Source organism: Legionella sp. 16cNR16C, assembly GCF_021297775.1.
Classification (GTDB): domain Bacteria; phylum Pseudomonadota; class Gammaproteobacteria; order Legionellales; family Legionellaceae; genus Legionella_C; species Legionella_C quinlivanii_A.
In genome coordinates this window covers 609,820-621,702 of record NZ_JAJTMX010000002.1, presented here as the reverse complement: position 1 = coordinate 621,702, position 11,883 = coordinate 609,820, and the positions used below count along the sequence as shown (strand labels likewise).

Below are 11,883 nucleotides of genomic sequence, written 5' to 3'. Positions count from 1 at the left end.
ATCAGCAGATTATTGAATCAATCGATCCAATTAGGCAAGCCAAATACCATCTTCTGTTTTATGCAGACAAGAACCAATTGCCCCCCTATTCTGAATAAAATAACTTGCGACCAGATTCCACAATTTCTGATATTCAATTTCTAACTCAGGCTTTATGTATGAACGGTAAATCACAGCAAACATACTATTTCCTTTAATTGTTTTAATTTATAAAATGAAGTATTAGTATTTAAAGACATTAAAATCTCAATGAAAGAAAAATACCGCCAATCGTTAATGAAATAGAAGTAGTATGAATTAAGATGAACATCTCCTCAATAATACCCAATGAAAATATAGCCGCAGATGTTGTCGCATCCATGATTAATGAAAAAGTGTTGTCTTCACATAGACTGGCAACAGGCGATCAGCATTTTGTTTATGCTGTTAAGACTTCAAACTCAGAGTATGTGCTGAGAATGACTAAGCAAACCAATAGAAAACACTTCATCTCGGCAGTGTATTGGCAGGAAAAATTGATTCCCCTGGGTGTGCCTCTGGCTCAATTTATCTGCTGCGATTTAGATGGAAAATATTCCTCATTTCCTGCTTTACTGATGATGCGTTTGCCAGGTGATGATTTATGCAATGTCTATCCGGAATTAAGCAATTCGGACAAGAAAAACCTGGCTCAGGAAATGGTGGCAATTCAGAACTGCACAAAAGCGCTGCCGGAAGGCTCAAGCTTTGGCATAACTCAGAGCTATGAAGAGAGAACTGGATTTCAATCATGGTATGACTTCCTGATACAGCGATTGCATTTATTCAAGGATATTATAAGCAAGCAGAATATTTTCGATGCAGTCTCTGTATCGAAAGCTATTTCTATTGCCACCCGTATGAAAAAAGATTTTCTTGCAATTAAAGCCACTCCCTTCTTGTGGGATGCCAGCGAGAGAAACGTGCTGGTTCACCAGGGAAAAATTTCAGGGATTGTCGATGTCGATGAGGTATGCTTTGGCGATCCCTTGTTTGTTCTTGGCCTCACCTATTCTGCCTTGGAAAATGATGGGCATGATACCCTATACACTGATTATTGGGCGAACGCCCTGGAATTAGAAAAAAAAGCAAAACGTCGACTTGAATTCTATCGTCTGTTTTATACGATTGTCTTTATGCGGAAACATTCCATGACCACGGCAAATAATCAAAAAATTGTTTTCCATGTTGATCGTTTGAAAAATATGTTTGAGCAATCGCTGAAACGAATATTAGAAATGGGAAATTAGTTGTAATAAAGTGAGTACATTAATAATGAAAAGAGAATCACATTTATTTGCCTGTCATAAATTTCTTGAAGAGCGAGGGGCTCAACTCTTGATCAGCTTAGCCAAAGTTGACTTTCGCGATACCCAGGAAGTCCAAATTATTTATCAACAGATTGAAAACTATGTGAGCACACTTGTGAATCATGCCCGATGGGAAGAAGAATTTATATTTAATAAATTCTTTCGTAAAAGTGAAGTGGTATTGCTCTTGACAAACCACTCTGAGCTTGAGAACTTTGGCATGCAAATAATTGGCGAGATGAAGGCGCTTTTAAACCTACCATCACAGGAAAGATGGCCCAATGGGAAACAGGTCTATTTAGATTTTAGAAGATTTTATGCTTCCAACCTTAATCATTTTTATGAAGAAGAAACAAGCTTTTTAAGTTTGTTGCAGGAAAGAGCAAGCGATGATGAAATCAGAGCTATTGATAAACCCATTTATCAGGATATGGGCAGCAATGATATTTTAGAAATGCTGGAACAGCTCCTGCCACCAACGAATATTTCCGAGAAAGAAGCGATTCTCAATGATATAAAACGCTTTAATAATGCTAACTTTGTATTTGCTCTTCCAGAGATTAAAAAGATTCTTAGTCCAGAGGAAGTCTCAGAGATTTTGTAACTTCCATGTACGTCATCCTGAGCGTAGCGAGGGATCTCAAACTGCTTAGAACTGAGCCAGATTCAGGAGATCCTTCACTGCGTTCAGGATGACGGAGACGATCCATAACCTGGGAGTTACGAAATTTTTTGATAGCTAGTATTTAATAATCGCTGTATTTCTTCATGGCTTTCCAGATCAAAAGAGTATGATAATGAAAATTACGCCAGACAAGTAACAAATCTCTCAGGAACTCCATTATCATATCAGGCAAACTCATTCAAAATGTTTTTAATTTTGCCATATGCATTTTCAAATAACCAACCTTTTGAGTTTAAATCCTCCTCACGTCATCCCGAGCATAGCGAGGGATCTCCCTGCATCCTGCACATAGTCGAGTTTACATAACCAATACCAGCATTTCATTCCCGTTACAGGCTGCCACCGTTATTTTCTGACCTATTCGACCCTATATAATCTATTTTTCTGATACTATCCCTGTGTTATGGAAAATCCGAGATAACAAAACAGTCCAACAAAAGAAGGAGTAGTACATGCAAATGGAATCATATGTCTACCTGCTGACAAATAAACACAATAATGTCTTATATACTGGTGTTACCAATAATTTGATACGCCGTGTATATGAACACAAGAATAAACTAGTCAAGGGATTTACACAAAAATACAATGTAGACCGCCTGGTTTATTATGAAGTTTGTTCAGGTATCATTGTGGCCATCGAGCGAGAAAAGCAAATCAAAGGATGGTCGCGAAAAAAGAAGAATGATTTGATTAATGCCTTAAATCCTGGGTGGGATGATTTGTATTCGTCCCTGCTTTAGAAAGCATGCCACTGCAGGGAGATCCCTCGCTGCGGTCGGGATGACGTGGGGACGTCTCAACGTCATCCTGAACACAGTGAAGGATCTCCTGAATCTGGCTCAGTTCAGGCAGTTTGAGATACTTGCTAAGTTCAGGATGACGTACCTGCGGAGTACAAATTGTTCTATTACAAAGCAGTGGAATTGCCGCGTGCCTCGCATCACAAAAATAATTTAATCAGGCAAAATTTTATGAATCATAATGATGAATTGCTAATAAATGAGGCTCTTGTATACCATTTGGTGGCAACTCAGTTTCCTCAATGGAAGAACCTTCCTGTTCGGCCCGTTGCGCGCAGTGGATGGGATAACCGTACCTTCCACCTGGGTAATGAAATGCTAGTGCGTATGCCAAGTAGAGTTGAATATGCCTTACAAGTTGAAAAAGAACAGAAATGGCTTCCAAAATTAGCAGCGCAATTACCTTTAGCTGTTCCAACACCAATAGCTTTGGGGCAACCCGCAACAGAATACCCCTGGCACTGGTCGGTTTATCGCTGGATTGAAGGTGAATCCGCTGCCACTGCACCAATAAATAATTTGAACGATTTTGCAATTAGTCTGGCAGAATTTCTGTCGGCCTTAGAGCAAATTGATTCACGGGATGGACCCTTGGCAGGTCCTCACAGTTTCTATCGTGGAGGCCCCCTGTTAACTTATGATGCTGAAACAAGGCAAGCCCTTGAAATTCTTAAAGACACTATTGATGTGAAAACAGCAACTGACGTTTGGGAAAAAGCGCTCGAAACCACATGGCAAGGCTCGCCCGTATGGGTTCATGGCGATATTAGCCTGGGTAATTTGCTGATAAAAAATGGGCAATTGAATGCTGTCATTGATTTTGGGCAATTGGCAGTAGGTGATCCCGCCTGTGATTTGGCAATTTCATGGACATTATTTAAAGGTGAGAGCCGCGAGGCATTTCGCTCAGCAATTAATCTTGACACAGCCACCTGGGCGCGTGGCCGGGCCTGGACTTTATGGAAAGCATTAATCTGTGTTGCAAACCTGACTAACTCAAATGCTGTAGAAGCCAGGCAAGCCTTGAACATCATTGCCGAGGTTCTTTCGGATCACCAACCAGAGTAATTCAGATAGCCTGCCTCCAACCAAAAGTACTATAATTAATCAATAAGGATAATTTGTTAACCACTAGCATCTCAGGATATTGTTCCTGGCATGCGGTCGTTACAGGAAGCTGAAATGAAATACCGGTTATGTTGTGCGATCGGTCTATTCCTGGCATTAGCCAGCACTTCGCTTAGCTATGGCTATGGATATCATCATCGCTATTGGGGAGGGCAAAAGGTTATCATCATCAATCCCAATAACCCGGGATACTACAATGGGTATTATAATGGTTATAATCCCTATTACGCTCCCAATCCCCAATATTACTATTACCCACGCTATCGTTGTATCGTAGTTCCACGCTGCTATTCTTCTGGTTCCTGCAATTATCAGAATCAGGAGTGTGGTTATTTCTAAACGCGTCTGAACTTGATTCATATCGAGTGGTGGAGGGAATAGTTTTTTCTGTGTTACTTGGTCTTTCTGCTTATAGAAGACTCATTATCACAGTCACTACTATTCTCTAGCTGCTCATAGCCATCTTTTTTATCATGATTGAAAAATTGTTTAACTTTATTATATTGAGATAATTTTTGTTGTGTGGGTATTTCACTCTCTGCCGGCCTGTTTCCCCGGCTAATGGTGGTAGAAATATCCTCAACTTTTGGCTTCCATTGCTCTTCACTTAAGTTGGCTCCTTCCGGTATGTCTTCATCAAATACTACATCTGCTGGATCAAATCCCCCAACTACTGGCGCATCTGTAAAAACAACAGAATTATATATAACCGATCCACGATCCGCTTCGCTATCCTCGGAATCATTATTTTCAGGGAGGGGATTGTCAGGAGCTACTGAGGTATCTGTATGGATAACCGAATTATTATCAGCATCACCAGAGGGCTGGTTATCGAGACTCGGTTTTTCCTCTACCGGCGGATCCTTATAAATAACTGAACTGTAAATGACTGAGTCAAGCCCCTCTTCATTGTCAGCATCAGGCCCTGGGTCAAGCCCTGCCTCCTGCTCCTGGGCAATATCGGGCATACCAACAGATTCCTGGGCTTTAGGTTTATTCAGGGTATCAACAGCAACCAGCATTTCGTTTAATAATAAACGCTGATGATTATTAAGTTTGGAGTCCTGCTTTATCCCTACGATCAAAGCTATCTGTAGATTAGAGTTCGTGTCCTGATTCATTTCTGGCAATTTGTTCTGAAGCACCAAATCTTGAACAGAGCTGACCGCAGGTACTCTGTATAACCCTCCTGTAACTGTATGCAGCAGCCGCCTGAAGAAGCCTGCCTTGTTAAAATCTTCTTGTAAAATCGCTTTTTCCACCTTGCTTAAATGCTGTTTGGCTGAGGCTATCTGTGTATCGAATCTGTCTGACTGCATTCTAGATAGCGAAGGAACTCTTGGATCGTTAATCTGTTGCAATGCCTGCACGAACATTGTATCCATTTCAGCTGTAATTTCTTCCCCGTTTAATACCTTGCTTAACAACTCAATTTCTTTACCAGTACTTAATGCTGACTGGGGTGCTAACTCTTCAATCCTGGCAAGAAATTCTTGTGGAGGGAGATTAATAAAATTCAAAAGCGTCTGTAAATGCTTAATGGGTAAGCGATCGGAAGGTTCTGAGCGAGTTAACTCCTGAATGAGTACAGACAAGTTCTGTATATCATTGACTGAGTTGCCTTCCCCCGCATCAAGGGGCTTCCAGTTTTCATATTCTTCCTCATCCTGCTGGGTCTGGATTTTACCGAAGCCATAAAACATAAATTCTTTTAACGCTTTCCCTAATTGAAACGACATGTATGCCGGCATATCTACTTTAGTCTTTCTCGCCCGAATTGGGTCAAGATCGTCACCTTCTTCGTTTAAACAGGCTTTATATTCCGGGGGGGCATAATTGGGCGAGCTTAGAATATCCATAATTGAAGGATTTTTTTTATCAGTTAATGTTTTTCTATCGCTAACAATAATCCGCTCTCCGTCGGTTAAAAAATTGGATAGTTTTATATCAGGATGATAATGTCCTGCCGCTTCCAATTTCAGGCAAAAGTCAGTTAATTGAATAAAAAAACGCTGGGCATCTGCTGCTATAGCTGTGGGCTGTTCCCCTTTAAGCGCTTGGGCGTAATTTAAGAGAGATCCTTCTTTAGCAAAATTACTAATAACTACTGGTTTATACTCAGTTTCCTCGTCTTCATTTTCAAAAGGCACCATCAAGGTGACATAATCTTCCGAAAAATATTCACTTACTTCATTGAGTTGAAGAAAAGGTTCTTTTCCCAAAGATTCTCTGTCTTCAACGCGGATAACCACTTGTTCTCTGATGCCGTCAATATCAAATGTAAAGTTCTTATTGTTCCCTGCAGGATTGCCCAGAACTTTAGTCGAATATTCGGGAAAAGCCTGTTCAACAAACCCCTGAATAGATTCTAGTTTAGCGTAACTTAAGGCTAAAAAATGTTTATGTCTTTCAATTTTTTCCTGTAATTTGGGGCTTGTCTGATAGTTTTTCATTATCGCCTGATTGGCATTTAGATAATCATTTAATGCAGTCTGTGAATAATCTTGTCTTAGGACAGCATTAGCTTGAGTCATCGCTTCATATAAAGACAAGTTTGTCTCGAATACATCAGCACCTGCATAGCGACTCACGGCTGTGGCAAATTCAATATTTTGCAATAATACCGAGGCATCGCGATGTATCCCATATTGTTGTAAATGGGCTTCCAGTCCGTCTTGAGATGATGAGTTTCGCCAGCTGGTGAGTTGAGGAGACAGAAACTGCTTGTTTCTAAGGTAAGTGGTTATTTGCTGCAAGTAATATAATTTGTCCAAAGAATTCTCATTCGCCTTGTTATAACTTTCAACAAATAGTTTGAGTTGTGTATCGGTAGCAGGTAAAGCTAAAGGCTGAGTCATGGCTAGAACCTCAAAACTAAGAACATAGATAGGTGCCAGGTATCTAATAGTGTGTATAATTATAGACCACGTTTGATGAAGTTTTCTTAAGATTACAAAGAATAAGAGATATGCATCAAATTATATCAAACACTTATGGTTTCATATATCGCCAAAAGCGTCAGAATACCTATACAATCTAAATCACCTCAATGATATAAGGATATGTCATGCCTAAACTGGGTGCCCAACAGTTTTTTGGTCAAAAAAACAACTTATTTAAATCCATTACAGCTGAAAATCAGATATTAATGGTGAACCGTTTTCAGCAATGCCAAAAACGCTTCTCAGAGGCCAACTGGTTACCCGCCTGGGTACGCTATAAATGGCAGGATCCCTATTATTTTGAGATGTTACATTTACTTTGTCTGGATGATTATTCAGCAGTTTTAAGAACCGGTAAACTGGACGCCTCGTGGATACAAATAGCGCTTTATTTGCCCGCCAATCAACTTTGTACACAATGGTTTAATGAGCATCCATATTTTGCCAAATATTTTTTGAATAGCGCCCTATCGGCAGGTAATTTGCCAATGGTTAACTATTTATTAGAGCGTTTTCCAGCGCGATTAACTAAAGAACATTTTACTCTTGCTTTAAATTCAGGCAATGTGGATTTGGTTGATTTTTTACTACAGCAATCCATTCAAGATATTGATTATTCTTTAGTATGTTATGAAGCCAGTAGTTTAAAGCTGGTTAAATTATTATATCAACATCAAAAAGCGCAGGGAGGTAATTTATCCAGTGTGGATGAGTTTGCGCTAGACTCTCTGGAATCGGGTGACCCGGAGTTATTCGACTATCTGCACCAGCGTGGTTTTCCGGCTAAAAAATTATTCGCCAGATTTTATTACTCTGGAAATGTTGAAGCAGTAAGCAAAATTGTAAAAGAGCATAATGATTGTTCACTGGAAATGATTGATTTGGGCATTCTGGCCGAAGCAGGCAAAGTAGAACTTTATGCGCATTGCCTGAATCATGGTAAATCGATTGAGGCCTATCATTTTAATCTGGCATGCCAGATTGGCCATGTTCGTCTGCTTCGATTTTTACTGGATAAAAATTGCCAGGTTACAGCTAAATCCCTCCATCTGGCACAAAATTCTGGTCATCGAATCATTATTGATTTATTACTTGAACGTTCAAACTTATCTGAAAATGAAACCAGTATTGCTCGCGCCTATCAAACAGGAGCTATGGATGTTCGCATCGCTTTTTTATATCTCTATCGCCCCTTACTTAATTCACGCCCAGAAATTTATGCAGAAATTTTGAAAAAACTCATTCCGCTCCCTTTGACAGGAGGCGAAAAAAGATTACACCAGGAAACACTTGAATATGCTGTCCAGATGGGCCATTTGGGCTTGCAATTTGAGTATTTGGAACTGCACTCCTGTCAGGAAATTTTCTTAGCTTTTGACCTTAGTTATAATAGCAGACGACGATGGGGTGATATTGCCAAAGCAGCGGAATTTTCGCGGCATTTGAATACGAGCAAAGACGGCTTTTGGAAAACTGATACGATTCCCAGGCTACTTCAGGCAATTGATATGGGCTTGGCTGCCGATGCCTATCATTGCCTGATATTCGCCAAACGCTTATTGCAAAATCAGTCCATTGCCTTTTTAAAAGCGGTACACCACCAGGCAAAACCTCCGGAGTTAAGAAAAATTCTGCAATTTCTGATTCAGAAAAAAACCTGGATTAATGATTTACAAATCCCTGATATTCTCCGTTGTGCCTGGCAAAATCCCCAGGAAGAACAATGCTTATCTCGTTTAAGTAATGATGAGTTCAGCAGCGAAGAAATCAAGACAGTCTCATTTTTAACATTTCTCGCCGCCTTACACATGCAAAAAAACAATTTTTGCCAGCAGTGGATTAAGGAGCATAACGCTGACCTCGAAACAGTCACTGAAGCAGCCGCCGAAGCGGGAAATCTTTTCCTTTTGAAATCCATAAGCCAATCACAAAAGTTTACACCCTCTGACAAACTATTGGCTAAAGCAATTCATTCAGGCGAGGTAAATCTGGTGCAATGGCTCTTGCAATCATTTCCCCAGTGTCGCATTGACACACGCATTTTAAACTTGAAAAGCTATACCAAAAGCAGTATTCAGCTCATCGATTTGCTTGCCTCTTATCGTAATACACCACAATGGCAACTATCTGAGGAAGAGTTTTTCACATTTAAACGACTATCGCTGCAATGCGGCGATCAGAATATTGTACCAAGACTCGAGGGGATCGACTGGTCCTTGGATGATGTAAATAACGCTTGTGCAGCGGGTAAAACACCTCTCTTGGAACTGGTGATTTGTAAACAGGAAAGTCCCTCGAAGGGAAGAATAAAAGCCTTTGAAGCCAGTGCCTGTTACGGTCATATTGAACTGTTTGATCACTATCGGCATAGTTGCGATTTAACCCCTTTATTTACGGAGGCAGCTAAACACGGACATCGTTTTTATATCCATCATCTGCTTGGCAATATTTATGAAAGAGGCTTCAGTTTTAATAAAACAGAAGAAGCTTTTAAAGCTGCCAAAGAATCGGTTCATCCCCTATTATGGGACGATGTATCAATATTCTTCGAAGAGGAAAAAACAGACACTGAAACTGAGTGTCACTTTGCAATCTCCCCAAACTAGCGGTTTACTATTGTAATAATGCCAATGCCTGTGACAGAAAAACAAAAACCACCCTAAGGTGGTTTCTGATGCAGGCTCAGAAATCGCTCTCGCGTTTCTTCTGCCTACACTATAAGTATAGTCTGCTCAAATAGACTGTCAAATCTGACACATGATACCAGGAGACCATTTCAGGAACCCTTAAAATTCAGGTATTACAGTTAAACACTCATTTTAGGACTGGTTATCACCTGTGGTGTGCTTTCTGTCGTGGCGCTGTCTTTCATTTTTATTAGCTGTTCCTTGAAATTATTTTTTGAGGCATCTTTGGCCAAAGAGTCCTCTTTTCTCATTTCCAACAATTGCTGTTTAAAATCCTGGCTTTTGGCTGGGGAAAATGTGGATTTCACTTCCAATTGCCTATCCCATGTAACGGTAATATCATTTGCCAGTTGTTCTTTTGCTCCGAATATTTTTTTCAGGAAAGAAAGAAAAATCCTGCTGAAGATGCTCTCTGTTTTTGAGGGAAGAGAAGGAACTGAAACCCCATGCTCTTTTAGCTCAATCAATATGTCATTGTTAACACGCTTTAAGGCATTCTGACTCAGTGTGGCCGTTTCTAGTAATTGCCTTGGGATTTCGTTTAAAAGTTTAGATACAACCAGGGCATTATTATTTTGAATAGCCGCAACTAAATAATTCATATTATCCTGAGGCTGAAACTTATATCCTGCGGATTTTAATTCATTCCAGATCAAGGTAAATGCTTCACTGTCGCCACTTTTTATTGCATTTGAAAGCACATTGACTTCGCGTCCTTGCTCAACATTGGATAAACAACGACATAGTTGTTCGTTTATAAGTTTTTCTTTTATATCCGGAGGGGCCTTTTCGTAGTATCGCTGGATCTCATTTTTCGTTATCTCCAGACACTTTTTTAGTAAAAGACCATTTCCCCCTTCTGCAGCAAAAAACAACATCGAGCCATAACCTCGCTTGAAAAGATTCACATTGGCTTCATTTTCCATCAAAAGGTCAAATGCGGCTTCTTTTCCTGAAGTCAAAGCGAAGATGAGCAGATCAGATTGATCTCCAGGCAATGTAGTTAACAAGACTGATAATGCTTCGGTGTTATTTGCATTGATTGCCATTTTTGCTGCATTACGGGAATCGTCAGCCCCTTGCCGAAGTAAATATTCAGTAACCTTCGGGTCAAAATTTATAGAGGCTGCAGCCCGAAGTGTTGAGAAAGAATTCCCTCGTACGGTTGCTGTGGCGTTTACGTTAGGCAGATAGCGATCATACAGGTCGGTAACAGCAGGATATTGTCTGGGGTTTACATCTGGTTTTCTGAAAAGATGAAGTTGCAGCCCCATATTAGCTGTTTCATAGCTAAAAACCCGTTTATGAAGCTCATTGATAACTTCTGATTCAGTAGAAAAGCTCTTTATGCCTGTTGGATATTCGGGATCATACACATGATACTGACCATTCTTTTTGCTGATTGTTATGGCATGATCAATACTGGAAACCTGGGCTATTTCATTATCATCCAGCGCGATTTCCCTAAGACAGTTCGCCCAATTTCTGTCATCCGCAACCAGAGCAAAGCTAAATGCAGGCAAAAATGCCTTGCTTTCTCCACCAGACTCAAGTCTGAGCATGCTAAAACTATTATCCTGGCTGATATTTTGGTTATATTGATTTGCTGCAAATGCTAACAATACCTGAGTTATAAATATATGGGCATTTTCAAGCGCACTATCAGATGACGGATGGGAAATATTTTTCAAAAGCCCCCAAAAATCTGCTTCTCTACCTTCCATGCAATACTTGGCATGCATCATTGCCAAACCTTGGCACACCCCTCCTTCATCAAATCTGATTGAAAAACCATTTCGTTCGAGGTATTGATTAACATTATGTATAATTCGACCTTGATCGATGCTTTCGCTCACACTCAATCCCCAAACCCAATGATTTTAGCGCCGCCATTATGATTAATGATAGGATATGATGAGCAATAATTATTCTTTCGTTCTTTTTTATTGATGTTAAATGCAATATTTACAGAAAGATAACGGCCACTGGATTCGCCACTTTCGGCAAAGAAAGAAAATATTGCCTCTATATTTATGAGCCGAGCACCCTGCTGTTTAATGAGCTAACTCACAAGCTACAAGATGAGCAGGCAAACGCTATTCAGCAAAAATTTCATGACCTTAGCATTAAATAAGCCCACCTCCCCGGAGTAAATGTATCCTGGCGACATGCGGCACTAACATTCTATACACATCGTTATCCACAGATTTTGTGGATAACTAACCCTCTTATTCCCGAAGAATCAAACGTTAAAAGCCTTGGTATTCATGGGTTTGACATGAAGAACGGAACATAAGATGACTAATAAAG

Annotated in this window: 9 protein-coding genes; 6 read left to right on the top strand and 3 right to left on the bottom strand. The window is 40.1% G+C overall.

Features of this window, described 5'->3' with window-relative positions; all coding sequences use genetic code 11:
- Positions 1 to 30 precede the first annotated feature (30 nt).
- Positions 31 to 183 carry a hypothetical protein gene (locus tag LXA66_RS06680; protein ID WP_233012498.1) on the bottom strand — a complete coding sequence of 51 codons (153 nt, stop codon included), beginning with the start codon at positions 181 to 183 and terminating at the stop codon, positions 31 to 33.
- Positions 184 to 302: 119 nt separating this feature from the next.
- Between LXA66_RS06680 and LXA66_RS06675 the strand changes: the two genes are divergently transcribed.
- From LXA66_RS06675 to LXA66_RS06655, 5 genes are all read left to right on the top strand, one after another.
- The gene (locus LXA66_RS06675) at positions 303 to 1,268 is read left to right on the top strand and encodes a phosphotransferase (RefSeq protein ID WP_233012497.1); all 966 of its coding nucleotides are present in this window, start codon (positions 303 to 305) and stop codon (positions 1,266 to 1,268) included.
- 25 nt (positions 1,269 to 1,293) lie between these two features.
- A complete protein-coding gene (locus tag LXA66_RS06670; protein ID WP_233012496.1) occupies positions 1,294 to 1,932 on the top strand; it encodes a hemerythrin domain-containing protein in 639 nt (212 codons plus the stop codon).
- A gap of 533 nt (positions 1,933 to 2,465) precedes the next feature.
- Positions 2,466 to 2,756: a GIY-YIG nuclease family protein gene (locus LXA66_RS06665; RefSeq protein WP_233012495.1), complete on the top strand. Its 291-nt coding sequence runs from the start codon at positions 2,466 to 2,468 to the stop codon at positions 2,754 to 2,756.
- A 231-nt stretch (positions 2,757 to 2,987) separates the two neighbouring features.
- Complete coding sequence (locus LXA66_RS06660) at positions 2,988 to 3,884, top strand: aminoglycoside phosphotransferase family protein (RefSeq protein ID WP_233012494.1); 897 nt, start codon at positions 2,988 to 2,990, stop codon at positions 3,882 to 3,884.
- Positions 3,885 to 3,998: 114 nt separating this feature from the next.
- Positions 3,999 to 4,283 carry a hypothetical protein gene (locus LXA66_RS06655; RefSeq protein WP_112218131.1) on the top strand — a complete coding sequence of 95 codons (285 nt, stop codon included), beginning with the start codon at positions 3,999 to 4,001 and terminating at the stop codon, positions 4,281 to 4,283.
- A gap of 53 nt (positions 4,284 to 4,336) precedes the next feature.
- Here the strand turns inward: LXA66_RS06655 and LXA66_RS06650 are convergent, their stop codons facing one another.
- Positions 4,337 to 6,802 carry a hypothetical protein gene (locus tag LXA66_RS06650; protein ID WP_233012493.1) on the bottom strand — a complete coding sequence of 822 codons (2,466 nt, stop codon included), beginning with the start codon at positions 6,800 to 6,802 and terminating at the stop codon, positions 4,337 to 4,339.
- A 209-nt stretch (positions 6,803 to 7,011) separates the two neighbouring features.
- On the opposite strand from LXA66_RS06650, the gene LXA66_RS06645 reads away from it, so the two are divergent.
- Entirely contained in the window at positions 7,012 to 9,492 is a 2,481-nt protein-coding gene (locus LXA66_RS06645) for a hypothetical protein (protein ID WP_233012492.1), read from the top strand.
- Between the two features lie 200 nt (positions 9,493 to 9,692).
- On the opposite strand, the gene LXA66_RS06640 is transcribed toward LXA66_RS06645, so the two are convergent.
- Entirely contained in the window at positions 9,693 to 11,429 is a 1,737-nt protein-coding gene (locus LXA66_RS06640; protein ID WP_233012491.1) for a hypothetical protein, read from the bottom strand.
- Between the last annotated feature and the right edge of the window lie 454 nt (positions 11,430 to 11,883).